The organism is Bremerella sp. TYQ1 (assembly GCF_020150455.1).
Lineage (GTDB): Bacteria > Planctomycetota > Planctomycetia > Pirellulales > Pirellulaceae > Bremerella > Bremerella volcania_A.
The window spans coordinates 6349149-6375543 of record NZ_CP083740.1; the positions used below are offsets into that span (position 1 = coordinate 6349149).

General features: G+C 54.8%; 23 protein-coding genes, 1 tRNA gene and 1 other RNA gene. 14 read left to right on the forward strand and 11 right to left on the reverse strand.

The window, feature by feature from the left end; all coding sequences use genetic code 11:
* Positions 1-149 precede the first annotated feature (149 nt).
* Together xylB and LA756_RS25845 are read left to right on the forward strand one after the other, a co-directional pair.
* Complete coding sequence (gene xylB / locus LA756_RS25840; protein WP_224437604.1) at positions 150-1676, forward strand: xylulokinase; 1527 nt, start codon at positions 150-152, stop codon at positions 1674-1676.
* Between the two features lie 26 nt (positions 1677-1702).
* The gene (locus LA756_RS25845; protein ID WP_224437605.1) at positions 1703-2662 is read left to right on the forward strand and encodes an ornithine cyclodeaminase family protein; all 960 of its coding nucleotides are present in this window, start codon (positions 1703-1705) and stop codon (positions 2660-2662) included.
* A 173-nt stretch (positions 2663-2835) separates the two neighbouring features.
* Here LA756_RS25845 and LA756_RS25850 read toward each other — a convergent pair whose 3' ends face one another.
* On the reverse strand, positions 2836-4458 hold the full coding sequence (locus tag LA756_RS25850) for a hypothetical protein (protein ID WP_224437606.1): 1623 nt from the start codon (positions 4456-4458) through the stop codon (positions 2836-2838).
* A 218-nt stretch (positions 4459-4676) separates the two neighbouring features.
* On the opposite strand from LA756_RS25850, the gene LA756_RS25855 reads away from it, so the two are divergent.
* Complete coding sequence (locus LA756_RS25855) at positions 4677-6653, forward strand: vWA domain-containing protein (RefSeq protein WP_224437607.1); 1977 nt, start codon at positions 4677-4679, stop codon at positions 6651-6653.
* Positions 6654-6938: 285 nt separating this feature from the next.
* On the opposite strand, the gene LA756_RS25860 is transcribed toward LA756_RS25855, so the two are convergent.
* Entirely contained in the window at positions 6939-7556 is a 618-nt protein-coding gene (locus LA756_RS25860) for a hypothetical protein (RefSeq protein WP_224437608.1), read from the reverse strand.
* A gap of 465 nt (positions 7557-8021) precedes the next feature.
* Between LA756_RS25860 and LA756_RS25865 the strand changes: the two genes are divergently transcribed.
* Positions 8022-9329: a leucine-rich repeat domain-containing protein gene (locus LA756_RS25865; RefSeq protein WP_224437609.1), complete on the forward strand. Its 1308-nt coding sequence runs from the start codon at positions 8022-8024 to the stop codon at positions 9327-9329.
* 74 nt (positions 9330-9403) lie between these two features.
* Here the strand turns inward: LA756_RS25865 and LA756_RS25870 are convergent, their stop codons facing one another.
* From LA756_RS25870 to LA756_RS25880, 3 genes are all read right to left on the reverse strand, one after another.
* Complete coding sequence (locus LA756_RS25870; protein WP_224437610.1) at positions 9404-10237, reverse strand: hypothetical protein; 834 nt, start codon at positions 10235-10237, stop codon at positions 9404-9406.
* Between the two features lie 20 nt (positions 10238-10257).
* Entirely contained in the window at positions 10258-10581 is a 324-nt protein-coding gene (locus LA756_RS25875; protein ID WP_224437611.1) for a Dabb family protein, read from the reverse strand.
* A 153-nt stretch (positions 10582-10734) separates the two neighbouring features.
* Positions 10735-11151, reverse strand: a complete 417-nt coding sequence (locus LA756_RS25880; RefSeq protein ID WP_224437612.1) for an FHA domain-containing protein — start codon at positions 11149-11151, stop codon at positions 10735-10737.
* Between the two features lie 114 nt (positions 11152-11265).
* On the opposite strand from LA756_RS25880, the gene LA756_RS25885 reads away from it, so the two are divergent.
* On the forward strand, positions 11266-12222 hold the full coding sequence (locus LA756_RS25885) for a TIGR01212 family radical SAM protein (protein WP_224437613.1): 957 nt from the start codon (positions 11266-11268) through the stop codon (positions 12220-12222).
* 81 nt (positions 12223-12303) lie between these two features.
* On the opposite strand, the gene rnpB is transcribed toward LA756_RS25885, so the two are convergent.
* Positions 12304-12717, reverse strand: an RNA gene (rnpB, locus tag LA756_RS25890) — RNase P RNA component class A.
* A gap of 192 nt (positions 12718-12909) precedes the next feature.
* On the opposite strand from rnpB, the gene LA756_RS25895 reads away from it, so the two are divergent.
* The 4 genes from LA756_RS25895 to LA756_RS25910 all read left to right on the forward strand — a co-directional run bounded on the left by LA756_RS25895 (position 12910) and on the right by LA756_RS25910 (position 17336).
* On the forward strand, positions 12910-13665 hold the full coding sequence (locus LA756_RS25895; RefSeq protein WP_224437614.1) for an NIPSNAP family protein: 756 nt from the start codon (positions 12910-12912) through the stop codon (positions 13663-13665).
* 120 nt (positions 13666-13785) lie between these two features.
* Complete coding sequence (locus LA756_RS25900) at positions 13786-15384, forward strand: M48 family metallopeptidase (protein WP_224437615.1); 1599 nt, start codon at positions 13786-13788, stop codon at positions 15382-15384.
* Between the two features lie 90 nt (positions 15385-15474).
* A complete protein-coding gene (locus LA756_RS25905; RefSeq protein WP_224437616.1) occupies positions 15475-16002 on the forward strand; it encodes a RimK/LysX family protein in 528 nt (175 codons plus the stop codon).
* A gap of 125 nt (positions 16003-16127) precedes the next feature.
* Positions 16128-17336, forward strand: coding sequence for a RimK family alpha-L-glutamate ligase (locus tag LA756_RS25910; RefSeq protein ID WP_224437617.1), 1209 nt, complete (start codon positions 16128-16130; stop codon positions 17334-17336).
* Here the strand turns inward: LA756_RS25910 and LA756_RS25915 are convergent.
* Together LA756_RS25915 and LA756_RS25920 are read right to left on the reverse strand one after the other, a co-directional pair.
* Positions 17320-17868 (reverse strand): sugar O-acetyltransferase, encoded by a 549-nt coding sequence (locus tag LA756_RS25915; protein ID WP_315858333.1) that lies wholly within the window; start codon positions 17866-17868, stop codon positions 17320-17322. The two genes, LA756_RS25910 and LA756_RS25915, sit on opposite strands and share 17 nt — an antisense overlap.
* 126 nt (positions 17869-17994) lie before the next feature.
* Positions 17995-18067: transfer RNA gene (locus LA756_RS25920), tRNA-Ala, on the reverse strand.
* 234 nt (positions 18068-18301) lie between these two features.
* Between LA756_RS25920 and LA756_RS25925 the strand changes: the two genes are divergently transcribed.
* Positions 18302-19384, forward strand: a complete 1083-nt coding sequence (locus tag LA756_RS25925; RefSeq protein WP_224437619.1) for a lysylphosphatidylglycerol synthase transmembrane domain-containing protein — start codon at positions 18302-18304, stop codon at positions 19382-19384.
* On the opposite strand, the gene LA756_RS25930 is transcribed toward LA756_RS25925, so the two are convergent.
* Together LA756_RS25930 and LA756_RS25935 are read right to left on the reverse strand one after the other, a co-directional pair.
* On the reverse strand, positions 19299-20270 hold the full coding sequence (locus LA756_RS25930; RefSeq protein WP_224437620.1) for a right-handed parallel beta-helix repeat-containing protein: 972 nt from the start codon (positions 20268-20270) through the stop codon (positions 19299-19301). The two genes, LA756_RS25925 and LA756_RS25930, sit on opposite strands and share 86 nt — an antisense overlap.
* A 97-nt stretch (positions 20271-20367) precedes the next feature.
* Positions 20368-21270 carry a hypothetical protein gene (locus LA756_RS25935; RefSeq protein WP_224437621.1) on the reverse strand — a complete coding sequence of 301 codons (903 nt, stop codon included), beginning with the start codon at positions 21268-21270 and terminating at the stop codon, positions 20368-20370.
* A 211-nt stretch (positions 21271-21481) separates the two neighbouring features.
* Here LA756_RS25935 and LA756_RS25940 point away from each other — a divergent pair, with 211 nt between their 5' ends.
* Positions 21482-22111 carry a phosphopantothenoylcysteine decarboxylase gene (locus LA756_RS25940; protein ID WP_224437622.1) on the forward strand — a complete coding sequence of 210 codons (630 nt, stop codon included), beginning with the start codon at positions 21482-21484 and terminating at the stop codon, positions 22109-22111.
* On the opposite strand, the gene LA756_RS25945 is transcribed toward LA756_RS25940, so the two are convergent.
* The gene (locus LA756_RS25945; protein WP_224437623.1) at positions 22097-22504 is read right to left on the reverse strand and encodes a thioesterase family protein; all 408 of its coding nucleotides are present in this window, start codon (positions 22502-22504) and stop codon (positions 22097-22099) included. The genes LA756_RS25940 and LA756_RS25945 overlap by 15 nt on opposite strands.
* 112 nt (positions 22505-22616) lie before the next feature.
* Between LA756_RS25945 and LA756_RS25950 the strand changes: the two genes are divergently transcribed.
* The 3 genes from LA756_RS25950 (at position 22617) to LA756_RS25960 (ending at position 26382) form a co-directional block, all read left to right on the forward strand.
* Complete coding sequence (locus LA756_RS25950; RefSeq protein WP_224437624.1) at positions 22617-23105, forward strand: acetolactate synthase; 489 nt, start codon at positions 22617-22619, stop codon at positions 23103-23105.
* A 190-nt stretch (positions 23106-23295) separates the two neighbouring features.
* Positions 23296-24045 (forward strand): ABC transporter ATP-binding protein, encoded by a 750-nt coding sequence (locus LA756_RS25955; protein ID WP_224437625.1) that lies wholly within the window; start codon positions 23296-23298, stop codon positions 24043-24045.
* Between the two features lie 18 nt (positions 24046-24063).
* The gene (locus LA756_RS25960; RefSeq protein WP_224437626.1) at positions 24064-26382 is read left to right on the forward strand and encodes an ABC transporter permease subunit/CPBP intramembrane protease; all 2319 of its coding nucleotides are present in this window, start codon (positions 24064-24066) and stop codon (positions 26380-26382) included.
* The last annotated feature ends 13 nt before the right edge of the window (positions 26383-26395 follow it).

Below are 26395 nucleotides of genomic sequence, written 5' to 3' on the forward strand. Positions count from 1 at the left end.
AATGCCTGTAAGAAGTTAACATCTTGCGGCCGTACCCCACCCCCATACGCTTGGTTCGTCCAAGAAAATAGGGCAGAATAGGCCCTTCGGCTCGTCTTAAGTCTCCGTCATTATCCCTTAACATGCGCACCCCGTGAGGATCTGTCTCTGTGAATATCTACTTGGGAATCGACATCGGCACGTCCGGCACCAAAACCATTGCGATGACTGAAGAAGGTTCGATCCTTGCCGAAGCGTCTGCTAGCTACCCCGCTTCGCACCCAAAACCACTCTGGAGTGAGCAAGATCCCGAGCTGTGGTGGAAAGCGACGGTGAAGACTGTCAAAAAAGTTGTGCAGCTGGCCAAAGCGAAGCCGGCCGAAGTCAAAGCGATCGGTCTTTCAGGCCAGATGCATGGATCGGTCTTCTTAGACAAAAACGACGAAGTGATCCGCCCCGCACTGCTGTGGAACGATCAGCGAACGGCAGCCGAATGCGAAGAGATCGAGTCCCGCGCCGGCGGCCGCAAGAAGCTGATCAAGATGGTCGCCAACCCGGCACTGACCGGATTCACGGCTCCTAAGGTGCTATGGCTGCGCAACAACGAGCCAAAGAACTTCGACCGGCTGGCTAAAGTGCTGCTGCCGAAAGATGAAATCCGCCGCCGACTGACCGGCGAATATGCTACCGAAGTGAGCGACGCCAGCGGCATGCTGCTGTTGGACGTCGCCAAGCGAGATTGGTCGACCGAACTGCTTTCCAAGCTGGAGCTGGACGTCGACTTGCTGGGCAAAGTGTACGAGTCGGAAGATGTCACCGGAACGCTGACCAAGGAAGCGGCGAAGAAGCTCGGCCTGACTACCGACTGTGTGGTCGTCGGTGGGGCAGGGGACTGCGCGGCAAACGCCCTGGGCAACGGCGTGGTGAAGAAAGGGATTCTCGCCAGTTCGCTGGGAACCAGTGGTGTGATGTTTGTTCACAGCGACGAAATGGCCGCCGATCCGGAAGGCCGTTTGCATACGTTCTGTCACGCCGTTCGTGGCAAGTGGCACATGATGGGGGTCACGCTTTGTGCGGCAGGCACACTGGAGTGGTTCGTGCAGAAGCTGTGTGCCGAAATGCGAGGACCACGCGGCAAGAGCGATCCTTACTCGACGCTGATGAAAGAGGCGGAAGCGGTTCCTGTTGGCAGCGAAGGCTTGATGGTCCTCCCGTATCTCGCCGGCGAACGCACCCCGCATGCCGATCCCGACGCACGTGGCTGCTTCGTTGGAATTACGCTCAAGCATGAGCGCGCTCATCTCACACGTGCCATCATGGAAGGGGTTACCTATTCGCTGCGAGAAAGCCTCGAAGTACTCAACGAAATGAATATCCCCGTTCGCCAGGTGCGTGCCGGCGGCGGTGGTGCGAAGAGTGCATTCTGGCGGCAGATGCAAGCCGACGTGTTCGGTAAGAAAGTCGTTCGCCTGAATGCCGAGCAAGGCCCTGCCTACGGCGTTGCGTTGTTGGCCGCGACAGGGGCTGGGGCGTATAAAAATATACAGGAAGCGTGTGCCGCGACGATCAGTGAAGTCTCGGAAACGAAACCGGATCGAAGTGCCAAGAAGTACTACGATCAAGCCTTCCCCGTCTACCAAGACTTGTATCAATCGTTGAAGGAAGACTTCAAGAAGCTGGGCCGCTTGGGTAGTTGATTCCCTGCTGACATAAGGATGCCGACATGACGTGCCGATTTTATCGCGAGCAGGAAGTGACCGCACTTCTCGATATGGCTACCACCATCGAAGTGGTCGAAGAAAGCTTTCGTCAACTCGGCACCGGCGGCGCCGAAAACGTCCCCCGGCATCGCGCCACGGCGCCGGGGTTTGTCTTGCATGGTATGCACGCCGCCGCCGAATACCTCGGCTTTGCGGGCTTCAAAATGTATAGCACCACGCGGATCGGGGCGAAGTTTGTTGTCGGCTTGTACGACATCGACAGCGGTCAAATGGTCGCGCTGATCGAAGCCGACAAGCTCGGCCAGCTTCGCACGGCAGCTTCATCGGCGGTCGGGGCTCGTTACCTGGCCAACAAGCCGATCACGCAGCTCGGTATCTTCGGCAGTGGATGGCAGGCCGAATCGCAGTTGGAAGCGATGGCCACCGAGTTCGATCTTACCCAGGCATTCGTCTACTCGCGCGATCAAGTCAAGCGAGAACAGTTCGCTGAAAAGATGGCCGACAAATGCCAGATTGAAGTTGTCCCTGTTCACGACCCCAAGGACGCCGTGGAAGATCTGCCGCTGGTGATCACCGCGACGACCAGCAAGCACCCTGTCTTCGACGGCAACCTGCTTGCCGAAGGGGCGTTGGTTTGTGCGATGGGAGGCAACTGGGCTTACAAACGCGAGGTCGACGTCGTCACGATTCGCCGCGCCGACAACTGGGTGTGCGATTCGATCGAGGCTTGCCAGAACGAAGCAGGCGACTACCTGCAAGCGGAGGAAGAAGGCTACTTCGATTGGGACAAAGCCGTTTCGCTCTCCGATGTTATCGCCGGCACGGTCATCGGCCGAAACAATGCCGACAGCATCGTCGTCTACAAAACGGTCGGTCTCGCGGTGCAAGATGTCGCGCTGGGCACCAAATTTTTACAGTTGGCCGCCAACAACCCCGGCATCGGACTCGACTTGCCGTTCTAGTGGATTCCAGGCCGCCAAGGTCTCGGATGCCGAGAGGTTCCGATGCGAATCTCACATCTCCTCCGGGTGCCATGCCTTCGTCTTCGTAGGCATGCGAAGTGAGATAACGGTTCAAAGACATGCCCACGCGGACGAGGGCATGGCACCCAAGGCTTTTGAAATGAAAGCCGGTGTTAGCGAATGTCTTTGGCTGGGTTGAACGGGATTTCGGCCATCACGTCTTTCGGTTGCGGAGGAATGTTTCCTTCGCTCTTCGGTTCCGGTTCCGGCTCTGCGGAAACAGGCGGAGCGGCGATGACTCGCAGTTCGACTTCCGTCGCATACTTCGTCTCAGGCTTGGCACATTGCAGTTCTGGGCGAACTAGAAACTGCCCAGGGCCGCTCGTTTCAATCGTGACCGTCATGCGAATGCTCTCGCCAGGTTCGATCGAAACAGGCTCAAACAAAGCTTGCCCGGGAGCGATGCGGCCTGGCTGGCCTTCCAACTTGATTGGTTCGATCCCTTCGGAAAGGTTGATCACCACTTGGGCCATCTCGCTTGGCTGATCGCTCAAGTTCGTGACTTCGATGCCATATTTGACCGGCTTGCCTTGAACGACTACTTCGGCCGGCGTGAAGATTTCCAGCTTCAATGCGTCAACCGGATCGGCGGTCATGGGCTGTGGCTTGGCTGATTCGGCGACCATGGCTTGTTCGGTTTCTGCTTCCGCTTCCGCCACGACAGGCGCTTCCGGCTGTTTCTCTTCGGTCCAACCGATGGTGACCGATTCGTCGGCCAATGCGGCCAGCAAGTTCCAATCTTCTGCGGTGACCAGCAACGCGTTCGCAGGCGGCGCGACGTTGTCTTGATCGATTGCCACCGATACATCGCCAATCGAAAGTTCCATGATCGCTTCCACTTCCTTCAGTGTCAGCGAACTTGCTTCTGGTACCGTCAGATCATTCTGGCCAATCGAAATTCGCCCGGCATGCAGTTCGCCGACCGTCAGTCGGATTTGTTTTGCAGGCAAGTCGACATGCATCGCAACAGGGCCTTCGACAACTTTCACCGAATCGCCAGGCGTTGGGTTCTCGTCTTTCGACCAGCCGTTGATCTTCCGCAGGAACGCCTCCGGAATCTGATGATTCGCCGCGATCTCTTCCAGCTTCATGTCAGGTAGAAACGTCATCGCTGGCTTCGCGAGATGCTTGTTCGGGGCAAAGATCACCATTTCGGCCAGCTCGTCTCCCTTGTCGGTTACTTGTTCTCGCTGTTGGTCGGTCAAGTCGGCTCGCTGGGCAAGCTTGTTGATCTGCTTCAGCGCGGTGGCCAGCGTGAACGAGGCTTCCGACTTTTCGATCTCAGCCCATGCGTCTTCAAACGAAAGCACTTTCGGCGTTATGTCGGCAGGCACCATCGGCTTGGTTTCTGCAGCTTCCGCCGGAATCGGTTCGTCCTTCGGGGCTTCGCCAGTGGCTGCCGTAAAGCGACTTCCCTTGCCGTTGACCGGCTTCTTCGCAGAAACCGGCAGCACCGGCAGCGAGGCCGCGGCCGTTTCCAGTACGGGATTCGCGACAGTTGATTTCGGAGAAGCAGCTTCTTCCGGCGTGACGATGGTCGGCACTTCCTGAACGCTTACCTGGCTACGATTCTCGGCAAGTTCCGTAAAGGCTTCAGCCGAAAAGAGCGGTGCTTGCTCGATCACTTCTAAGGAATCGGCAGGAGATTGGGCGAGTTGGTTTCGGTATATAACGTACCCGTTGTACGCGACGCAGACTAAAAGTCCCACGATCAGAAGATTTCGAAGTACGGACACGGCATCCTCGGCTGGAGCGAGATTTCACGAAATAATTGCGCAAGTTGGCTGTGCTGTATCAAATTCGCGACATCGCATCCAGACCAATCGGGGGAGAAAAGCAGATCAATTCCGCGCAACGGCCGTTTGTGCGCGAATTTCCATGGCAGCATTTGTAGTCATCTTCTAGGATTAAAGAGTGAGTCATGCTTCTTTCCCTCCTTGATTGACCGACCTGCATGAATCGTCTTGCCATCCCTGCCCAAGCCTCGACACCCCCGCCGCCTGACGGAGATGGTTCGCTAGCATCATCGGAAGAACAGGACGTACCGCGCGAGTGGCTTCGGTTTGAAACGATTCAAAACTCGGCCTCGTTTCTGGTCTCGCTGATCTTCCATTTCTCGCTTGTGCTGCTGTTGGCGATGTTCACCATTGTTGAGCCTCCTTCCAAGCAGATCGAACTTGTCGTTATCGAGCCTGAACAGGAGGAACGCGAGCGTCCCTTGGAAGTCGAGCTGGACGAGTCGGAAAAGATCGCCGAGGAAATGACGATCGCCAATCTGACCACTCCAGAGCAGGGAATGGAAGGCTTAGTCGAGGCTTCGCTGAAAGCCCCACAATTGGAAATGCCCCCGACTGAAATCGCCAACGCACCACTCGTTTCGTTGCAGGCGGTCGATTTTCTGACGAAAGATACCGACTCGCTGATTCAAGACATGCCGGTCGGCACTGTCGGCTCGGTGCAAGCAGTCGTCGGCGATTACCAGGAAGCGATGGATCAGATCTCGCAAGAGTTGATCTGGATGCTTTCCAAAAACAAAGTCCTCGTCATCTGGCTGTTCGATCAGTCGGAAAGCATGAAGGACGATCAGGCCAAGATTCGTCAGCGGATCCATCGTATCTATGGCGAAGTCAGCCTGAGTGAGCATGCCAAGGGAGACGCACTGACGACGGGGGTGGCCAGCTTCGGCCAAGGCTTCCAACTGCATACCAAAGCCCCCACCGATGACTTGGATAAAATCGACGAAGCGATTGCTTCCGTCCCTGTCGATCCGTCCGGCGAAGAGATGTTCAGTTCGGCTGTTGCCGAAGCCCTGACACTGCATCGCCGCTACGCGAAGATCGCCGATCGCAAAGTGGCGTTGATTGTGGTAACCGACGAAAGTGGTAACACCGAAGACAACGAAAGCCGATTGGAGAAAGCGATCTCGATTGCCAAAGCGACCGATGCCAGGGTCTTTGTGCTAGGTCGCGAAGCGGTGTTCGGCTATCCGTTTGCCCATGTGCAGTGGATGCACCCCGAAGAAGGCACCATTCATCTCTTGCCAGTCGATCGTGGCCCGGAAGCGGCATTGATCGAACAATTGCAGACCGACGGCTTCGGCAAGCGAACCGACGCATTGTCCAGCGGATTCGGACCGTTCGAGCAAGTTCGCCTGGCCAAGGAAACCGGCGGCATCTTCTTCATGCTGCCTGGCGAAGAAGCGAACGTGAACAACGCCATCGATCGGCGTTACCAGGCCAAAACCATGGACATGTATCGGCCGAATTTGAATGCTCGACTCGAGCAAGTCAACGAAGTGAAAAACGATCCGCTGAAAACGCTGGTGACCAAGATCATCTACGATTTGAATCCATATCAGGAAAGCGTTGCCGACGTAATCGAGATTCAACAGGTCTTCAGCGGCGACTTGCGAACGTTCCGCCAGCAAGTGCGTCAGCAGCAAGCCAAGATGATTACGTATATCACTTACTTGGATCGCGCGATCGAAGTGGCGGAAGAGAATCGCAACTTGCGTGATGAGTCGAGTTCGCTCCGCTGGAACGCGAATTACGACCTGCTTTATGGCCAGCTTCTTGCGTACCGTGCCCGGGCTTTCGAGTATGGAGCGTATCTGACCAAGTTCGCTGAGAACCCACCAGCACCCCCCCAAATGCCTGCGTATATGGAGTTCCGCGGCTGGCGACTTGCCACGACCGACGAACTTTCCGCCCCGGAGAAAACCGAGGAGGATATCTCACTTTCGAAGGACGTGCTGATGTACGTGATGGAAGAGCATGAAGGGACGCCGTGGGCCACACGTGCGAGCTGGGAGATCAAACGCGGCTTTGGCGTGATGTTGGAACCGATCTTCTTCGATACGCGGAGGATCAATCGTCCTCGTCCAGCCCCCGGCGGAGTGCCACGGCCGCCGATTCAAATTCCGAACTTGTAACGCTTCAAGTTGTCAGAATGGGAATGTCGCTCTGGCTTCCCTTATTTCGGTGAAGGCCTCTATCCGCCGCCGTCGCCAATAATTGTACGCAAGTATTGTCCAAGTGTCGAAGAAAAGTTCACGAAGAATGTCGTAGTGTGCGCGTCTCGTGGACATGCAATACGCAAGGAAACGGCGTTCGGCGGCAGAAATAAGGGAAGCGATTCCGCCAAGGTTTTGCAGGGGCAAAATTCTAACAAACGGGTGGAAGATTGTTCACGAACTGTGCGATAATACACGACGAGTCTATTCGTCATCGTTCAGAAGATACTTCGCCGAAGACAAGCCATACCGCTGTTGGTTGGCCTCTTCGCGGGTAAGTTCTGATTCCATCTGCAGTTCTGACTCAGAGGGAAGCTCGGTCATCGTCGCATTGGCGGTCGCCGCTTCGTCGGAGTACCCAAGCTGCTGATGGAAGTATTCATCCGACATCGGAATCGGATCGCTTTTCGCCACCCCTACGACGCAAGCAACGTCCAAAATAGTCCCCGCAATAAAGCGACCAGGGCCCAGAACGGCGTAGTAGAACATCAGAGAACGGTTCCAGTCGTCCGAGATATGGAACGGATCGTCGACCATTCCGCCGAGCCAGCCCATGTTGTCGGTATTGGCTCGAGGAACAAAGAAGAATGCGAGACCGACATAGATAAGGACAATGCCTGACGCGACCGCTACGCTATGCCATCCGGTGAGGGGCAGGAAGTGGAACGGCAGCCAGAACAGTCCGGCTGTCATGGCGAACGCGGCAATCACTTTAAACAGCACCGCCCACTCGTTTCGCTGAGCAATGTGCTCGGTATTCAGCTCGACACTACCGACCGGTTGCGGATCGTATTGTTCGCACCAATATTCGTATAAGCTCATTGACACCATTCCCGCGATTGGTTTGTTGACGGCTCGGTCGCTACCCCAAGCGTATGCCACTTTCGCGCAGAGAGGCTGCGAAACATGCTTGGCGAGCCTCGCCATTTGGCCCAACTGTCCGGTTTTGAGGATTGTTTCGGCAGTAGCCGATTCCGTCGACGCCGCTAATTAGCGAATTGGGGAGGTCAAATTGTTAGACGGACTTTTGGGCAAGTCGAGAAAAATCGATCGATAGCGGAACCTCGGCCAGCCTGCGATGCGATTGGGTTACCGGGGATATCAGGATCAGCGATGTCCAATCGGGCAAATAAAGACAGGCCTCTTGAGAATTAAATCGCGCAATGGGGATTCGGACTGGGAAGCGGATTGACGTTGGTTGCGAACACTAGCAAACTGCTGTAGCTTAAACTGCTTGCCCATCCTCAACCCTCACCCAAGTACTATCCTCTAAGGAAATTGTTCTCCATGAGTCGTCATTGGATTCTCGGAATCGTACTGCTTGCTTTGCCGCTTTGCGTTGGCTGTCCTTCTAGCACGCCGACCGATAAGCCTGACGGCAAAGGTGGCAGCGCCGCAGCCCCGAAACCAGAAGCGGACGACCCAGAAGCCGTAGCCGCACTCGAGGAGTTGGGTGGCAAGCTGACCAAGGATGGCAACGGCAACGTGACCCGAGCCGACTTCTCGGTCGTGGTTGTGGAAGACGACAAAGTATTCGAGCCAATCTCGAAGCTGAAGCAGCTGCAGCTGATCAAGTTCTACGGTGCGGAAATCACCGACCAGGTCACCACCTACATGAAAGACCTGACCAATTTGCGTGACGTGACGTTTGAAAACGGCAACATCACCGACGAAGGTATTGCGAACCTGACCAACTCAAAAGAGCTTTCCGCGTTCGGTCTGCGACGCACGAACATCTCAAACAAATCGCTCGAAACGATCTCCGCATCGTTTCCCAAGACGCGTTACCTCGACGTCCGCTACTGCAACGTAGACGACGAAGGGATGAAGTCGGTCGGGCAGATGAAGAACATGGAAGTCCTGCGAACCGAAGGGGCTTTCATCAGCGACGAAGGGATGGCTCATCTGGCCGACCTGACGAAGATGCGATTTTTGAATCTGCGGGATAAGAAGATCACCGATAAGGGAATTGCTTACCTCGCTGGAATGAAGAACTTGCAGACGTTGGAATTGAACGAAGTGGCTTGTTCCAATGAAGGCCTGGCTCACATCAAAGATTGCACCAAGCTGACGAAGCTGCACTTGTTCCGCACCAAAGTCACCGACGACGGTATGCAGTACCTGACCGGAATGACCGAAATGGAAGATCTCAAGTTCCGTCAATCGCCGGTCCGGGGCGAGCAGATGGAAAAGCTGAAAGGCATGACGAAGCTGAAGCATCTGGACGTGAGCGAAACTCCGTTCGTTGACGACGGGGTGGCTGTTGCCGCGACGTTTGAAAACCTGGAAACGCTCAATCTTTGGAACACGTTCATCACTGACGATGGATTGGCTCCTGTCAGCAACTTGAAGAAGCTGAAAGAACTCGATCTGCAAAACTGTGCGTTGAGCGATGCCGGCGTGAAGCACCTGGAAGGGATGACTTCGCTGACCAGCTTGTCGTTGAAGGAAAACAGCTCGGTCACCAACGAGTCGATTCCAGTCATCAACACGCTGACGAACTTGAAGCGACTGACCCTCAATTTCACGCAGATCTACGACGACGGCGTCGAGCAGTTGAAGGAAGCGAACCCAAAGCTGGAAGTCAGCTTCTAAGCGATCTGGCAAAAGACGAAGCCTCTGAATGCATTGCGTTCGGAGGCTTTTTTTATGGCGTAATGGGTACGTGTTCAGCCGCTCGCTTTTTTGCGAAGCGTGCGAAGTGCACGGTGGGTAATTCGCTGGGTATGCTTCGAATCGGTCTCGGCGAGCCATCGCTCGCAAAGCGATTCGACAAAGTCGGGACGCGTTTTGCTGGCATCGTTCAGCCAATTCGCGACGGAGTCTTGCACGTACTTCGACTCGTCTTCGCGGCACAATTCAAGCAGCGACTTGGCGACTTCCGGCTGAGTTTTCAGTTCGGCAATATGCTTCGTCCAAACACCACAGGGACGAGAGAGTTCGATCGCAAATCGTCGTGCCAAATGATTCTTGTGGCTGGCGATCGGGTGAAGCCGTTCGATCTCGTTGACAATTCCGTCGGCCGCAGGCAGTCGAACGCACATCCATGCAATTTCGCGGACGCCCATGTTGGGATCGATCGCAAAGCGATGAGCTCGTTTCAATCGCTTGGCGAACGTCAAAGAAGGATCGGCCGCGTCCATGTAGGCGGCCCAGTTTCTAGGGATGTCGCTCGGGTGGGAAGCCAGGGCTTCGTAAAGTTCCTTGCGAGTCGACTTGTCGTCGATTGTTTCGTGCAGCAATTGCCCGGTAGACGAAAGCCGCTGCATGACCCCTTCGCTGGAGAGCTTTTTGAGACCAGCGGCTATGAGCTTCGCTTGCTGGTCTTCGAGCGGAAGCTGGGGACGAATGGCCCGGAATAGCTTGACGTGATCAACGGCGAGAAACTCGACCAGGTTGACCGTTTCGATATCGCCGCGATTCAAAGCGGCAAGGACGTTCGACGGAATCTCGCTCCGCCGAACGGCTCCTTTACGTGATCGTAATGCGTCAAGATCGACCACGGTTTTACCTTTGCCGAGGGTTAGCTGCCGACGGTCGAATCGAAGACGCGAACCGTTTCCCAGTTCTCTTTGTTCTCTTCGATGAACTGTACGTGTCGTTCGGCAACCTGGTAGGCGTTTTGCGATTCGAGGGAATCAAACACGACGTGCAAAGCAACTTGGAAGTCACGATCGTTCACTGGGCGAGTCAGTTCGTCGGTCAAAATACCGGCAGCGAAGAAGACACAACCAGGATGGCCAGTGAGATATTTCTGGCAAGCTTCGACCAGCTTTTGCTGCGCTTCTGGCGACTTGTCTTTCAAGGTGAAATAAACGTTGTGAGCGATCTGCTTAAGGTTGTCCATAAGAGGCAATCGGTGATTCAGGTTGAAGAAATGGGGAACGCATGAAGGAGTGCAATGTACTAAGCCGACGAGCGGCGAACAACGCAGGCGCATGAAAAAGGCCACGGCGAAATGCGTGGCCTTAATCGGATTTGTCTGCGATGGCGGACGAGATTAGTCTTCGCCGCGACGCCGCGAATTGCCGATCCCAGCTCGTTCAAGCAACGACTTGCCGAGAATTTCTTCCGCGATATTCGATTCGGCCGGAGGTGGTCCAGTCGCGCCGAGTTCGGTCGGATCGTAATGCAATTCGTACTCGTGCTTGGCAATCGCAATGATATTGCCGGGGTCGATCCGCTTGTCGGTGTCGCGAACGCGTTTTCCTCCGACCTTCGTTCCGTTGCGGCTGTTCTGGTCTTCCACGAACCAGTAGCCTTGTTTGACGTACAGTTGGCAGTGATTGCTCGATACGTTGGCGAATCGAAGGACGACGTCGTTAGACTCGCGACGGCCGACCAAGAGAGTCTTTTTGAGAAGTGGAATCGGATCTCCCCCGCCAACGGGGATCAATTCCCCATATTTCTGGGTCATTCAAGTGCCTCGTTCCGATAGTGGCTAGATGATAAGCATTAAATTGGTAAGAATGGCCATCACTCACTTTACCAATTCCTTAACACGAGTCAACGATCATCAGCAGGGGTTGATTTGTCCGCAACGGTCAAAAATGGATGGCGGGAGGCAGGCCTCCGTTATTATGCGTACAGTTGGTATCTTCGGCAGCGATTCGGCGAACGAGTCCAGAAGGTAAGCCTCGACGCGAAGTTTACCTGTCCGAATGTCGACGGCACCGTCGCCAAGGGGGGCTGTACGTTTTGCGACAATCGCAGCTTCAGCCCGAGTCGCCGAGAGCCGATCCGCGACATCACCGACCAACTTGCCAACGGCATGGTCCGGCTGAAACGCCGATACAAAGTCGACAAGTTCATCGCTTACTTTCAGCCAGCGACGAACACCTATGCAGCCGTCGAGCGGTTACGTCCGTTGTACGAACAAGCCATCGATCATGAAAAAGTGGTCGGGCTGAGTATTGGGACACGTCCCGATTGCGTCGAACCGGACGTGATGGATCTGCTGGAAGAGTTTGCTGGCCGAACCTATCTGACGGTCGAGTATGGGATGCAAACGATCCACGATCGTTCGCTCGACTGGATGAATCGTGGACATCATCACGACGCAACCGTCGATGCCATCGAGCGAAGCCGAGGCCGCGGTTTCGAGGTCTGTCTGCATGTGATTTTAGGACTTCCGCACGAGTCGCACGAAGACATGATGGCCACCGCTGCCGAAGTGGCTCGGCTGAATATCGACGCAGTGAAGATTCATAACTTGTACTGCGTGAAGAATACCAAGATGGCCGATCAAGTTGCGACCGGCGAAGTCAAACTGATGGAGCGGCAAGACTATATCAACACGTTGGTCGATTTTCTGGAACGCATTCCTGAGAATGTCTTGGTGGAACGTACTATCGGCGACGCTCCTCCGGATTACTTCGTCGGCCCAAGTTGGTGCTTGGACAAATCGGCCGTGCTGCGCGCGATCGATGATGAACTGGTCCGTCGAGATACCTGGCAAGGCAAACTGTGTGACGTCACGTCTTCTTAGAAGCAACGTGGCCAATGGTTGCCTTCGGTGACATGCCAGTGGTTTGGCATGTAGTGCTGCGAATCGTGCCGCATTAAAAGAAGCCCAAGTGGATCGGTAAGCCGGGTTCTGTTCTGCAACTTGTGCAGCGATAGCCATTCATCTAGGACGTGGATTGCTCCACATCTCAAGCAGCGTACCCGGCGGTAAATGACGGGCCGGACGAGCCCGTGCGGCGTTGTTGCCAACGCGTTTTCCGCCTGTTTGCCTTGCTCCGGGTGGGGTTTACCAAGCCAGTCGAGTCACCCCGACTGCTGGTGCGCTCTTACCGCACCTTTTCACCCTTACCGTTCCCAATGGACAGTGTCCATGAGGAAGTAGGCGGTTTGTTTTCTGCGGCACTTTCCCTGATCTTGCGACCGGTCGACGTTATCGACCACCCTGTCCTTTGGAGCCCGGACTTTCCTCCCGCCGACGTCAAAAAAGTCGTCAGCCGGCGGCTATCTGATCCACTTGGGCCAGTGTAAAGCATAGGTAAGACGGCCAAATTTGACCACGTACCCCTCGCAATGGCATGCCGTAAAGAGCGCAATCCGCGGGAAAAAGTTCGATCAACTGCGAAAAATACCCGCGAAAAGATTCACCAACTTCATTAGAATGAAGGCCTTGGACCCTCCTCCTAATCCTCTCTTTTCTCGGAAAAGTTGCATGATGCGCATGATCCACCTGCCTCTTGGGCTGGCCTGCCTGTTGCTATTGATGACGTTTATTTCTGCTGCCGAAGCTCAAAACCGCGTCTACGAGCTGCGAACGTATACCACCAACGAAGGCAAGCTAGAAAATCTGCATGCTCGCTTCCGTGACCACACCATGCGATTCTTCGAAGAAGCTGGCATGGAAAATCACGTTTATTGGGTCCCCAGCGATGGCGAAGGAGCCGATAACACGCTCGTTTACATCATTTCCCACGAAAGCCCCGAAGCTGCTGCCAAGAATTGGGAGAAGTTCCGGGCCAATGCTGAGTGGAAAACGGTTGCCGCTGAATCGGAAAAAGATGGCAAGATACTCGCGAAACGGCCAGATTCCGTCTACATGCAGCCAACGGATTTTTCTCCTCAGAACTTCGAGTCGGCCGAAGAACCTCGCTTGTTCGAGCTGCGTAAGTACACCACCGCAGAAGGTCGCCTGCCGGCATTGTTGCAGCGTTTTCGTGACGGTGAGCTAAAGTTGTTCGAGAAGCAGGGCATGACCAATGTTGCTTATTTTACCCCCTTGGAAATGCCGAATACATTGATTTACGTCGTTGCGCATAAAGACGCCGCCGCCAAGAAAAAGGCCTGGGACGGTTTCCGCAACGATGAAGAGTGGCAACAATTGTGGGAGAAGTCGACCAAGGACGGCAAAATCGTGATCCAAGTCGATAGCCAAGTCCTGCGGCCGGTGGACTATTCCCCCATGAAGTAATTCGATCTGTTTCCCCTGTTTGGAGGGGGAATTCGAGTGATTTTAACGTAGCGATGAGCGTCGTTTCCTAAGGGGACCTCAGGCAACGCCTGACCGGAACTAGCGAAAGTTCGCGTGCCGATGAAAATAGGATTTCGCTGTCGACATTGCCATCTAAAGCTGACAATCTCAGCTTCGGCTGCGGGTACCCACCAAAAGTGTCCGCGCTGTCTCGGAGAAATTGTCGTTCCCTCTCCCCCTACTCAGGTGCCTATCGAGCAACCAGGAGCCACGCAGCATCGTGGCGAACCACTTGGCGAGACTTCTTCCAAGGAAAACTGGAAGGCACCAGTTCAGCGGTCGCTCCGCCTTCCTACGCAGCGCGCCGAGCATTTCGAGAAATGCTCGCCCCTGAAAGTCCCCGAGTTCCCTGTCGAGGGGCTGAAGATCCTCAAGGCGTTCGGACCTCCAGTGGAGAAAACCGAACCGACGCTCGCGTACAAGATTGGGGTAATCGTCGTCGCGTTGGTGATGCTGACCCTGCCCACCATATACTTCACGTTCGTTGGCAGTATTTGCTACGCCACGTATTGGTATTTTGCCCAAGGGCAGTACCTACTGTTTCCCGGCATGATCGGACCGTTGCCGTATTTGGTTGGGGCTGGCATCGGATCGATCAGCGCGGTGGTGGTTTTCTTTTTGCTGAAACCTGTTTTCGCGCGGCCTGCGAATGTGGCACGTACGCGGAGTATTACCCCGCAAAGCGACCCGATGTTGTTCGCGTTCGTTTCGCGTGTTTGCGATGTTGTTGGTTCTCCGTTCCCATCTCGGATTGATGTTACCTACGACGTCAACGCTTCGGCCAGTTTTCGTTTAGGACTACGAAGCCTATTGAGCGGCAACGACTTGGTGCTCACCATTGGTGTGCCCTTGGTCGGAGCACTTACCACACGCCAGTTCGCCGGCGTGTTGGCTCACGAGTTTGGCCACTTCAGCCAAGGCACCGGCATGCGGCTGACGTTTATTATTCGTGCGATTAGCGAATGGTTTGCTCGCGTTGTGTTCGAGCGTGACGAGTGGGACAAATGTCTCGACATGCTGTGCGGTCCTGACTTCTTACCACTGTCAGTGATTACCTGGCCGGCGCGTTCGTGCGTTTGGTTGTCGCGACAACTACTTCGATTGCTGATGAACATCGGCTTGTTGGTCGGCGGTTTTTTGCTTCGTGAAATGGAGTTTGACGCCGACCGATACGAGGCCCGCGTTGCTGGGAGTAATGAGTTTGCCGAGACCAGCTGGCGAATCCAGTTGGCAGGCTACGCATGGCTGCACACTCAGTCGCAGATTTCTCAGTTGGTTGACCGAGACATCTTGATTGATGATGTTGCGTTGCTGGTGCGTCACCACATTTCCAGCATGTCGGATGCCATCAAAGAGCAGATTCATAAGGATATGAAGTCTGGAAAATGCGGGCTTTTTGATTCGCATCCGTGCGAAGCCGCACGATTTCAAAATGCCCAGCGAGAAAACGCCCCTGGCATCTTCACCCTCGAAGGAGACGCCAAGGATCTCTTCGCAGATTTCGAGACGATGGCCAAGAACGTTACTTGGGATCTCTACTGTCAGTATCTTCGCCGCAGCGTGAAGCGTTCGACGTTGCAAGATACTCAGTCTGTCTTGATGCGCTATCGGATTGGGGTAGGGACGGTCCGGCCTTGGAACGAGCCCGACTACTATTAACGTTTCGACTTGCCTACAATCCTACGAGTACGAGGCCGCCCTGTGGCCTTTTGTTGTTTTGCCGTCAAAGAGTTCTTTCCCGAGTAAGGCATGCCCACGAAAGCACAACCGGTCAAGCTGCCGATCATTGGGTGGCGCGAATGGGTGCAACTTCCCCAACTGGGAATTGCCAAAATCAAAGCGAAGATCGACACCGGTGCGAGATCTTCCTCGCTTCACGCCTACGACTTGAAGTACGAGGAACGTGACGGCAAGCAGTGGGTACGCTTTAAAGTGCATCCCCGCCAACGCAGTTCTGCAGGCCCCGTCTCAGCAGAAAGCGAAGTGCTGGAGTTTCGCAAAGTTCGCAGTTCCAACGGCCATGTCACCAAACGCCCTGTGATTGTGACAATGGTCGATATCCTGGGCGAGCTGTGCGAGATCGAACTCACGCTGGCCAACCGCGACGCCATGGGATTTCGCATGTTGTTAGGCCGCGAAGCGATCCGAGGCCGTTTGCTGGTCGATTCCGGCGCATCTTATTTATCCGGCATCCCTAAGCGGTTGAAAGTGAAGCGTCCCACTAACGGAACGCCAGCGAAGCGAGACTCGGCGAAAACCCAATCGGATGCCACCTAGTAATTCGGTTGTCTGACGTCAAAATGTCTTTACGATGACGTATAGGGGAGAACGTTTCTTCCTGCGGATCGCTCTGCCGTGCGAGAAGCCGGCGCACAAACCTGTCGAGATGGAAACGCGACGAAATGAAGTTAGGAATCCTTTCCTGCAATCGATTTTGCTACAGTACTCGTCGCCTGCGTGACGCCGCGGTGGAACGTGGTCATGACGTGAAGGTATTGAATACCCTCAAGTTCGCCATCGATCTCGAGAAGGGAGAGCCTGATCTTTACTTCCGCTCGAAACAGCTTAGCTCTTACGACGCCGTGCTGCCCCGGATTGGTGCTTCGATCACCTATTTCGGAACGGCCGTGGTTCGCCAGTTCGAGCAAATGGACGTTTTCCCGGCGAACAGCTCGTGGGGCATCACGAATTCGCGAGACAAGCTTCGCAGCCTGCAAATCCTTAGCCGACATCACATCGGTATTCCTCAGACGACATTCGTCCGCGATCGAGCCGACATTTTGCCAGCGATCGAACGTGTCGGTGGAGCACCGGTCGTCATCAAGTTGATCGAAGGCACGCAAGGTGTCGGTGTTATCTTGGCCGATTCGGTAAAAATTGCTGAGGCAATTATCGAGACGCTGCACAGCACGCGACAAAACGTGCTCGTCCAGAAGTTTGTCAAAGAAAGCCGAGGACGTGACGTTCGAGCATTCGTCGTTGGCGATCAAGTTGTTGCGGCCATGCGGCGTATCGCTCAGGGAACCGAGTTCCGCAGCAACGTTCACCGCGGTGGACTTACCGAAGCGGTTGAGTTGGACGACAAGTATCGCGAGACGGCCGTTCGCGCTTCTCAGATCATGGGGCTTCGTGTGGCTGGCGTCGACATGCTGGAAAGCGATACCGGTCCTCAGGTCATGGAAGTGAACTCTTCGCCTGGCTTGGAAGGGATTGAACGTTGCACCAAGCTTGACATTGCCGGGGCGATTGTCGATTACATCGCAGCCCAGGTCGACTTCCCCGAAATCGATATTCGTCAACGCCTGACTGTCAGTCGCGGCTATGGCGTGACTGAACTGCACATTCCGGAGGGATCGGAGTATTGCGGCAAGACGATCGACGAGTCAGGTTTCCCTGATCACGATATCAACGTGCTGACGTTGTATCGCGGCACATCTGTGATTCCGAATCCGCGTTTGAAGCGAACTCTTGAGCCCGGCGATCGATTGCTTTGCTTCGGGAAGCTGGATGCGATGCGCGGACTGATTCCTGAGAAGATTATCAAACAGCGCCGCCCGAAAGTGAAAAAGCTTTCCAAGTCGGCGCTCAAGGAATCTACTCGGACGGAGTAGACTCGATTTCCCGGATGACGCGGCACGGATTGCCTGCCGCGAAGACACCGCTGGGAATATCTTTGGTCACCACACTGCCGGCGCCGATGACCGTTTGGTCGCCTATCGTAACGCCAGGGCAGATGATGGCTCCGCCTCCAATCCAAACGTCGGAGCCAATCGAGATCGGCTTGCCAAATTCTTCTGATCTGCGAAGTTGGGCATCCATCGGATGTGATGCGGTGTAAATTTGCACCGCAGGTCCAAGCAGCGTGTGATCCCCAATTTCAACATGGCAAACATCCAATACGATGCAGTTGAAATTGAAATAAACCTTCTTGCCCAGGGTGATATTGCTGCCGTAGTCGCAATGAAACGGCGGTTCAATCCATGCTGTCTCCCCTCCGCGTCCGATCAGCTGTTTAATAAGTTCTTGTAGCTGATCGGCATCTTCCGGGGGGCAATCGTACATCGCGTGGCAGATCGTTCGTGCTCGCCTGCGCGACGCAATCAGGTCAGGATCTGTAGCGTCGTAGAGTTGACCAACCAGCATTTTTTCGCGTTCGGTGGGCACTGGGATCGGTTACCTGAGGTGTTGTGGCGAAGCAGAAGCTGTACGGCTCAACGGTGCGGGCATGAAAAAAGCCCGCAAACCATTTTGATTCGCGGGCCTTTAAGGTGGAGGATAACGGGATCGAACCGATGACCTCTTGCATGCCATGCAAGCGCTCTCCCAGCTGAGCTAATCCCCCAAGTTCAAGGTAAAACCTTGGGTTGAATGCTTTGGGCATTCACTATTTACTTTATCGGCACCAAGGCCGCCTGAGTAAAGAGATAAGATTACCAATCTGCTCCCAGGGTGTCAACAACCGGTCACGCATCTTCTGCGTTAAGTTACACTACGTAGAAGGTTTCCGCCGAATCCCAAATCTTCATCAACCCTGGTAAGGGGCTTTCACCTGCCTTTAAGGCTGAAATGGACTCGCGTGAAAAAGCACCTGGTTACCGTTTTAAGAATCCTCGTACCTGCTGGCATCTTGGCCTACCTGTTATGGACGATCGGTAGTAATCCGGAGAACGTCGAAGCGGTCCGTCAGATCTTTAGCGCGAAGACACGCTGGTGGAGCGTCGCGGTCGCGTTTGGTTTTGCGTTGTGTGCGCTCTCGTGCACATTCATTCGCTGGTACTTGCTGGTCATCTCGGTCGGAATTCCATTTCGCTTGAAAGATGCTTTTCGTCTCGGTTTCCTAGGGTACATGCTGAACTTTGTCGGACTCGGCGGCGTCGGCGGCGATCTTTTCAAAGGTTACATGTTGGCGAAGGATAATCCTCATAAGCGGCCAGAGGCGATCTCGACAATCTTCATGGATCGTTTGATCGGGCTCTACGCGTTGTTTGTCGTAACATCGCTGGCAGCTTTGAGCTTAGACCTTGAGGGAGCACAGCCAGCCATTCGTACGGTGACGTACGTCGTGCATGGAGCGACACTCGGTGGACTTGTCGGGCTCACTCTGATCTTTCTGCCAGGGTTCAGCAAGGGATCGATACGTGAGTTTCTGGAAGAACTGCCAAAGATCGGCGGCGCGTTCAAACGCATCTTTGAAGCCGCCGCAATGTATCGTCGCCGTCCGAAGTATCTCGTCTGGATCGGCTTACTAAGCTTGGGGGTCCACTCGTTGTTCTCGGTGGCAGCTTACTTTGTTGCCTCGGGATTGTTCGAGAAGCATCCTTCTTTGTTCGAAATGATGGTGATCACTCCGCTGGCTATGGTATTCGCAGCGATTCCCCTGTCGCCCGGGGGAATGGGCACGCTGGAGCTTGCAATCACCGAGCTTTACGTGACGGTTCCATCCGAAGAAATGAGCAAGGCCAGCGCGATTACGGTGGCCCTTGGCTTTCGTGCGTTGACGATTGGCCTGGCATTCATCGGGGCGATCTTCTACTGGACCAACCGGTCGTCGGTCGATCAGTCGATGGCCGAAGTTAGCGCCGAAGAGGAGACGCTGGAGCATCTTGCTGAGGCATCGGACGAAGAGTTTTCGCCGTCTCAGCAACCGGAGCATCGGTAGCTTCCTGACCATCAATGGTGATTTTGGCATCGTCGCGGAACGTTGCCGGAGCGGTATTTTCGAGCAAAGTCGAATCGACGACGGTTGTCTTCGAGAACCCTTCGCCTCGTAACTGTGCCGTGCCATTGTCGCCTAGCAGCGATTTGTTGAGCGTGGCCCGGGACGCTCCGCCGACCGAGACACCACTGCGGCCGTTTCCGCGCGACGTGATCTCGGCAAGCTCAATGTCGTAGCAGTTGCTATGAACGTTGATGCCGTCGAGCTGAAAACCTTGCACGGTCAGATCCAAAATCTTGACGTTTCGCACTTCATACAGCGTGATGCCGGTTCGACGAGCTGTGTAGGTCAGGCGATAACTGCCTGGTCCACGATCCTTTTCGGTGCAGAAAAAGATCATGCCATCGGTCAGGGACCATTCCAGTGGTTGAAGCGTATCAATCTGCTCGGTGCTTTCGAGCTTCACGCGTTTCGCGGGTCGATCGTCCAGGTAAAGCTGATGGTATGTCTTGTACGTGGGAGCGAAGCAGTAAACGTCGTTGACGACATGCTTCCAGCCATCAACGGGAACTTGCGCACGACCGTCGAGGATTGCTCCATTGCCAACGATGGTAAAGGGAGCGAACTCCCAGCCGCTGTTGTGACCACCTTGCAGGGTAATCGATTCGCGATAGGGGACCCCTTTGTTCGCGATGATGACTCGATCCCCTTTGCGTGCAATACGAAGCGCCTTAGTGATCGTCTCAATCGGACCGCTGCTGCCTTCCGATGCGTTAGCCGTCGTGCCGTTATTGCGGTCGTCGCCACTCACGTTATCGACGAAGATCTCGGCACCGCGTACCGGGTGGGCGAGAAGAATCAGAGCTAGGGCGAATGCGAAACGACGCATGAATGTCCACTCAATCGATGTAATCGTCAAATTCGGTCCAGATTTACACGCCCCATCATGCCGTGCTATCGGACCAATTTCCACAGGGGAATCGCGGTTAAAACCAAAAACGCATGCCAGAGATAAAGCCATTCAGCTCAATCCCCTCCAAGTTGGTGTATTGGTACCCCGCGAATAGTTCGGCCCGTTTCCATTGTGCGCCTAGGGTCGAGCGAATCCGAAACAGATCAGCCGATCCTACTTTGCCCAGGTCCATTTCGGTCGACCATATCCATGGCTTGCCGAGATAGACGTCGTATTCTGTCGTGAAATTGATTCCGAACTCGGAACCATTTCGATCTTCCAGCAAGTTGGCTCCCAAGCCGAAACGAAACTGGCTGTGATATCCTTGCGGCGCTCGAAACGTAAAGTTTAAGTCGCCGAGTGTCAGTTGATCTGTTCCGCCGGATGGGATGTTCTCGAAGTACTCATCCCATTGCATGTCGATACCCCAGCGGCTGGTCCCTTCGACGAGCAGCTTGGTGCCGACTCGCGATAGGTCACCGAAGTCGGTACCGTACTCCACCGATCCGCGTATCGACGTCGTCTTACCGATGCTGACCCACTCGTCACCCATCAGCATATAGCCAAACTCATGCTGATACGGGTAATCCGAAAAATACCCGGGCGGGCCATAAATCGTGTACGTGATCTCTTCGCCTGATTCTGTCATGCAAATGACAGTGCGTTTGTCAGGCACCATCGCATCGACGGTGGCAATCGTTCCATACAACAGCAAAACACCGAGAAGTTCGCCGGCGGCTGAGCCGATATCATCATCACAATCATGGTCGTGATGGCGGTCTCTGCGTTTCGGTGTTTCGCTGCGTGGTGGATCAGGATCGTCGGTCCGGCTCTCGCCGGCGGCACTCGATAACAGTCCTTCCGCCCCGACTCGTTTAGCAAGAAAGGGCAAACAGCCGATCGCCACGATCAGGCAAATTGCCAGCGTTCTTGCCATGTGAAAAGTCCTCGGCAGACAGGATTGCATCCGTTGCCGGAAACCTGTCGCAGTAACGGCCAGGATCCCGAGCGCGGCAACATTACGAAGCCGCTCCACCTAGGTCAAGGTGACTTTGCCAGCGGCCATCGCAACTGCCCCCTGGTAGCATCGCTGTCAGTTCCCAGTACGATAAAGACGTTTTCCGCTTCATTTAGTACGACCCAGCTTTATGGCACGCATTCTTCTAACCTCCGGTCCGACGAGACAATACATCGATCCGGTTCGCTACCTCACCAATGCATCGAGCGGACGGATGGGCTGTAGTCTGGCCGAGGCGGCCGTCGCTGCCGGGCACGACGTCGTCATCGTTTCTGGCCCTGTCAGCGTGACTTATCCGGCGGAAGCGACGGTACACTGGGTCGATACGACCGATGAAATGCTGGAAGAAGCTCGCAAGCAGTTTGATTCTTGTGACGGCTTGATCGGTGTTGCCGCCCCGTGCGACTATCGCCCCGAGTTCGTCCAAGATCAGAAGATTGCCAAAACGGGCCAACCACTTGTTCTTCAACTGATTGAAACGCCTGACATTGTGGCGACGTTGGGTGCGGAAAAGAAAGATCGCTGGGTGGTGGGGTTCGCCTTGGAAACCGAGGACCGTCGGTTCCGGGCCCTCGTCAAGCTGGAAAAGAAAAGCTGCGACTTGATGGTTCTCAACGGTCCGGAAGCGATGAACAGCGAAGAAAACCAGGTCGAAGTCCTCGCCAAAGATGGCAGCGTCGTCGCGACCATTCAGGGCAACAAGTCCGACGTTGCCACGCAGATCATGCAGATTGTGACCGAGCGGTTAGTCCAAGCGTAACACTTCCGGAATCTTTGTCGGCTTCCCTTCTCGGGTAATGCAAGCAAGCAGCGTTTTTCCTTCGACGACTAAATCGTCGTCGCGGCGAATCTCGTAGGCCAATTCGATTCTCGCCCCTTTGGCTTTGATTGTTCGCACCGAAACATGCAGCAAGTCGTCGAATTCGGCCGGCAGGTGATAGCGGCACTCGACATCGCGCACCACCAGCAGCAGGCCTTCCTCTTCCATCCGCTTGTAATTAAATCCGCTGGCGCGAAGCATTTCGGTTCGCGCAAGCTCGAAGTAAGTGATGTAATTCGCATGATGAACGCGCCCCTGTGCATCCGTTTCCTGATAGCGAACGCGAACTTCGATCGTGTGCTCTGTCAGCATCCCTGGTGAACTTTCTCTCATTTCCGTGGCTGATCTTTCCCCTCCAGTTGGGGCAATGATTGACCGAACCCTAAGCCTTTTTTATAGTTGCGGTTGTTACCTGCCAATTTCGTTTTAGCATGATTGGGGCATTATGAGTACGGGAGTCGGCTCCGGTACCAACTTCAGCACCATGCGAGGCCGCGATTACCCGTCGCTTCGTCAATTTACTGTCTTCCTGGAAAACCGGGTCGGTCAACTGCTGGAGATCGTTCGACGTTTCGAGGGAAGTAACGTTCGGATCGTGGCCTTATCGATCAACGACGCAACTGAATGTTGCTTTGTTCGATTTCTTTTGAGCGATCCCGAAGGGGGCCGCGAGATTCTGGAACGAGCCGGCTTGGCGTTGATCGAATCAGATCTAATTGGTGTCGAGCTGCCAGCCGAAAAGCAGCCACTGCTTCGTGTCTGTACGGCACTACTGCAGTCGGAAGTTAACATTGTTCAGGCCTATCCGCTGCTTTACACGCCGAACAACCGTTCGGCGGTCGCGTTGATGGTCGACAATGCTGACATCGCGATGGACACGCTGCTGTCTCGCAATTTCAAGGTCCTCACCGAGGACGATCTCAAGTTTGACTAGTAGTCCTGCCGGAGGGACTCGGTTGCGAAAAAACCGTTAAAATCGCTCTATCTCGTCGCGGAACTTCTGATCTGCGACGCTATGTTGCTGCCAGGGTGCCATAGATGGGGTGTTGTCCGATAGAATTCAGTGCACGCAATCGTGTAAGCACTCGATACCCCCAAACTCGCCATCGGACACTGGCAGCCGCATGATTCACGTTCGTGATCTCGTCAAGTCGTACGACGATCTGCAACTCGGCAAATTCACGGCAGTAGATCACATCAGCTTCTTTGCGATGCCTGGCGAGATCTTCGGTTTGCTCGGTCCGAACGGGGCCGGGAAGACAACCGCGTTGCGTATCTTAAGCACTGTTCTCGAGCCAACCGCTGGCACCGTTCAAATTGCCGGGTACGACGTCGTTACCGAGCCTGCCATGGTGCGGCATAAGATCGGCTTCATGTCGGCGAATACCGCGGTGTACGACCGGATGACGGCCTGGGAAATGGTCGAATACTTCGGCAAGCTGTACGGCATGCCTGACCATGAACTGCACGAACGGATGGAAGAACTGTTCCATCGTCTCGGCATGCGAGAAATTCGCGACGTCCTGGGAGCGAAGATGTCGACAGGGATGAAGCAAAAAGTTTCGATCGCACGCGCGCTGGTGCATGATCCGCCGGTTTTGATTTTTGACGAACCGACACTCGGGCTCGACGTGTTCGTCGCGCGGGCACTGGTGCAGTTGATTTCCGAGCTGCGAGAGCAAGGGAAGTGCATCATCTTTTCGTCCCATATCATGCGGGAAGTCGAGAAGCTGTGCGATAAAGTGGCGATTATGAATCGCGGTAAGATTCTCGCCGAAGGCACCATCGACGAACTGCGGACACAATACAACCAGCCTGATCTGGAGGAGCTTTTCTTCCATCTGATCGGGGAGCCGGAAGGAATCGCCAACTAACGGCAGCGAGAGCAAGGAATGAACTGGGACAACATCAAGCTGATTCTCAAGCGAGAATTGCGTGATCAAGCACGCGATCGTCGTACGTTGTTTTCGGTGATCGGTTTGCCGGTTCTGTTGTATCCCTTGATGGGCTTGATGGTTCTGCAGGTCATGCAGTTTCGTCAAACGCACCCGACGAAACTGCGCGTGATCGGGCTGAGCGAGTTGCCTGGCAACCCCGAGCTTTTCGTCGCGGCCACCAAGCCAAGCGAAGAAGAAAGCGGCGATAACCGATACGAATTCCCCGCCGCACTGTTGAAAGACGCAGGCGTTTCCAGTCGATTCGAGATCGAAGCATCCGAAGCTTCGGTCGATGCTGCGGTGGTCGAAAAGACGGCTAAGGAGACGCTCGAAGCTGAAAAACTTGACGCGATTATCTACTTCCCGCCAGGCTTTAAAGAGCGGATGGAGAGTTTTCAGGATGCCCAATCAGGGCCTTCCGATGGCGAAGAGATTCCTTCACCTCAGTTGATCACCAACTCATCCGACGAACGCTCCAAGCTGGCCGACAATCGCCTACGGCAGATTCTGCATTCCTGGCGAGAGAAACTGATTCAACGGAACTTGGAAGCGAATAAAGTTCCGACAGAGATTACCGACCCGTTCAGTTTCGGCACGCTCGATCTTTCTGAGAAACCGCTCGATCAATCGTCGTTCCTGTGGGCGAAGATCTTTCCTTTCATCGTGGTCATTTGGGCGCTGACCGGTGCGTTCTACCCGGCGATCGATCTTTGTGCCGGCGAAAAAGAACGGGGCACGCTCGAAACGCTTCTTTCCAGTCCGGCGCTTCGCTCCGAGATTGTCGCGGGGAAGTTACTCGCGATCATGACATTCAGTATCGCGACCAGCGTGTTGAATCTCGCGAGCATGGGATTCACCGCGAGCTTCGTGATGGGCCAAGTTGGCAGCGGCGAAATGGCTTCGCGGCTCAACTTTGGACCTCCTCCGATCTGGTCACTTGGCTGGTTGTTCCTCGCACTTATTCCGATGGCGGCACTGTTTAGTGCTTTGGCGCTGGCAATCGCGACAATGGCTCGCAGTAGCAAGGAAGGGCAATACTACCTTCTTCCGCTGCTGATGTTGAATTTGCCGCTGGTCGTGTTGCCGGTTCTTCCGGACACCGAACTGACGTTCGGCACGTCTTTGATTCCAGTTAGCGGGATGTCATTCCTGCTGAAGTCGCTGATGGAAGGGGACTACACCAAAGCGGCGACGTACACCCTGCCTGTGCTCGGCGTGACCGCGTTTTGTATCTGGGTGGCGATTCGCTGGGCGATCGATCAGTTCAATAACGAATCGGTTTTGTTCCGCGAGAGTGAACGATTCAGTCTCCAGGCCTGGCTGCGAAAGGTTTGGCGAGACCGTCAAGATACGCCATCGGCCGCGGGAGCATTCGTGATGGGGATCGTCCTGCTCGCGCTTCCCCACATGGTCGGCAAATACATCATGCCGGGCACCGATGCCGAAGGTAAGTTGGGTGCTGGTTCTCTGATTCAATACATGCTGACCAACCAGATTGTGTTGATTCTGTTGCCGGTGGTGATTGCCGCTTTCATATTCACGCGTAGCGTAAAAAAGACATTCCTGCTGCGGATTCTCGACCCGAGGGTTTTCGCCGCCATCCTGATGGCACCGATTCTCGCGATCTGTCTGCATCCCTATGCGATCTATCTTCGTGACATTATCCAGAACACAATTCCGATGTCACAAGACTTGCAGGACCAATTGCAGAACATGCTCGGCAGTACGGCCGAACTGCCGGTTTTCGAGATCTTCTTGTTGTTTGCGATTTTGCCTGCCATTTGCGAAGAGTTTGCCTGTCGTGGGTTTATCCTCTCCGGCATGCGGCACATTGGTCATAAGTGGGCAGCGATCAGCATTGCGGCCATTTTCTTTGGATTGCTGCATGGTATTTTGCAGCAATCGATTCCCGCGACGATCTTTGGCCTGGTGATCGGGTTTGTTGCGGTACAGTCGCGTAGTATTCTGCCGGCGATTTTATTTCATGCGACGCACAACAGCTTGGTCTTCGCTCAGGGGATGATTACCACAGAAACGATCCAGGCCAACCCATGGCTCAACACGCTTGTTGCTGTGGCGAGCGACATGCCTGGCGATGCTCGGTATCAACCAGTGCTCGTCTTCTTGTGCGGCATCGGTGCGGTGGTGATCGTGGGGATTTTGGCGAGAATGCCGGCCGAGCTTTCCTCGGAGGAACGTCGGCAAGCGGCGCTCAATCATCAAGGCGTCTTCCGCACCGCGATTGGAAAACGCAAAGACCGGACTTCCTCGTAAGCCTGGCTGAACG

Bases quoted from the DNA above. Each gene is read 5' to 3' on its own strand.
- LA756_RS25855 (WP_224437607.1), top strand. From the start codon at position 4,677: ATGAATCGTCTTGCCATCCCTGCCCAAGCCTCGACACCCCCGCCGCCT.
- LA756_RS25910 (WP_224437617.1), top strand. From the start codon at position 16,128: ATGAAGTTAGGAATCCTTTCCTGCAATCGATTTTGCTACAGTACTCGT.
- LA756_RS25880 (WP_224437612.1), bottom strand. From the start codon at position 11,151: ATGACCCAGAAATATGGGGAATTGATCCCCGTTGGCGGGGGAGATCCG.
- LA756_RS25945 (WP_224437623.1), bottom strand. From the start codon at position 22,504: ATGAGAGAAAGTTCACCAGGGATGCTGACAGAGCACACGATCGAAGTT.
- LA756_RS25860 (WP_224437608.1), bottom strand. From the start codon at position 7,556: ATGAGCTTATACGAATATTGGTGCGAACAATACGATCCGCAACCGGTC.
- LA756_RS25935 (WP_224437621.1), bottom strand. From the start codon at position 21,270: ATGGCAAGAACGCTGGCAATTTGCCTGATCGTGGCGATCGGCTGTTTG.
- LA756_RS25865 (WP_224437609.1), top strand. From the start codon at position 8,022: ATGAGTCGTCATTGGATTCTCGGAATCGTACTGCTTGCTTTGCCGCTT.
- LA756_RS25955 (WP_224437625.1), top strand. From the start codon at position 23,296: ATGATTCACGTTCGTGATCTCGTCAAGTCGTACGACGATCTGCAACTC.
- LA756_RS25940 (WP_224437622.1), top strand. From the start codon at position 21,482: ATGGCACGCATTCTTCTAACCTCCGGTCCGACGAGACAATACATCGAT.
- LA756_RS25905 (WP_224437616.1), top strand. From the start codon at position 15,475: ATGCCCACGAAAGCACAACCGGTCAAGCTGCCGATCATTGGGTGGCGC.
- LA756_RS25915 (WP_315858333.1), bottom strand. From the start codon at position 17,868: ATGCTGGTTGGTCAACTCTACGACGCTACAGATCCTGACCTGATTGCG.
- LA756_RS25930 (WP_224437620.1), bottom strand. From the start codon at position 20,270: ATGCGTCGTTTCGCATTCGCCCTAGCTCTGATTCTTCTCGCCCACCCG.
- LA756_RS25960 (WP_224437626.1), top strand. From the start codon at position 24,064: ATGAACTGGGACAACATCAAGCTGATTCTCAAGCGAGAATTGCGTGAT.
- LA756_RS25895 (WP_224437614.1), top strand. From the start codon at position 12,910: ATGATGCGCATGATCCACCTGCCTCTTGGGCTGGCCTGCCTGTTGCTA.
- LA756_RS25845 (WP_224437605.1), top strand. From the start codon at position 1,703: ATGACGTGCCGATTTTATCGCGAGCAGGAAGTGACCGCACTTCTCGAT.
- LA756_RS25875 (WP_224437611.1), bottom strand. From the start codon at position 10,581: ATGGACAACCTTAAGCAGATCGCTCACAACGTTTATTTCACCTTGAAA.
- LA756_RS25950 (WP_224437624.1), top strand. From the start codon at position 22,617: ATGAGTACGGGAGTCGGCTCCGGTACCAACTTCAGCACCATGCGAGGC.
- LA756_RS25900 (WP_224437615.1), top strand. From the start codon at position 13,786: ATGAAAATAGGATTTCGCTGTCGACATTGCCATCTAAAGCTGACAATC.